Raw genomic sequence first — 634 nt, forward strand, 5'->3', positions numbered from 1 at the left:
ACCACGGCGTGATCGTGGACGTAGAGGCGACAAGATCTATCCGGCAGGCCGAGGTCGGTTCGACGAAGACCATGCTGAAGCGCGTGAAGGCCAAGTTCGACCTCCACCCCGAGCGCCTGATCGCGGACACGGCCTATGGCACCGGGCCGATGCTGGGTTGGCTGGTCGAGCGCGAGATTGCCCCGCACATTCCCGTCTTCGACAAATCCGAACGAACCGACGGCACGTGGAGCCGAGCGGACTTCGAATGGGACGCCGAAAAGGATCGATACATCTGTCCGGAAGGTCACGAGCTGAAGCAGTTCCGACGGAACTATTCCGACCCAAACCGGGGGCCGAGCGGACAAGGCAGAGCGAAATACCGTGCTCTGAAACTGACCTGCCAGGCCTGCCCGTCCAAGGCAAAATGTTGCCCGAACGCAGATGCCAGATCCATCACTCGTGAAGAACATGAAGACGCCCGGCAGGTCGCCCGTGACATTGCGAAGTCCGACCAATACGTCATCTCGATGAAGCTGCGGAAGAAGGTCGAGATGCTCTTCGCCCATCTCAAGCGGATCCTCGGCCTGGGTCGGCTCCGATTACGCGGGCCATGCGGCGCAAACGACGAATTTCTGCTCGCAGCAACCGCCCA

1 protein-coding gene is annotated in these 634 nt (G+C 60.9%); it reads left to right on the top strand.

The genetic code is table 11. The features are described 5' to 3' along the window. Window positions 1-634 (top strand): transposase (locus tag ACOYQJ_RS26240; RefSeq protein ID WP_422908822.1); only part of this gene is annotated, 634 nt, incomplete at both ends.

The organism is Pacificoceanicola algae (genome assembly GCF_049341065.1).
In the GTDB taxonomy this organism is placed as follows: domain Bacteria; phylum Pseudomonadota; class Alphaproteobacteria; order Rhodobacterales; family Rhodobacteraceae; genus Pacificoceanicola.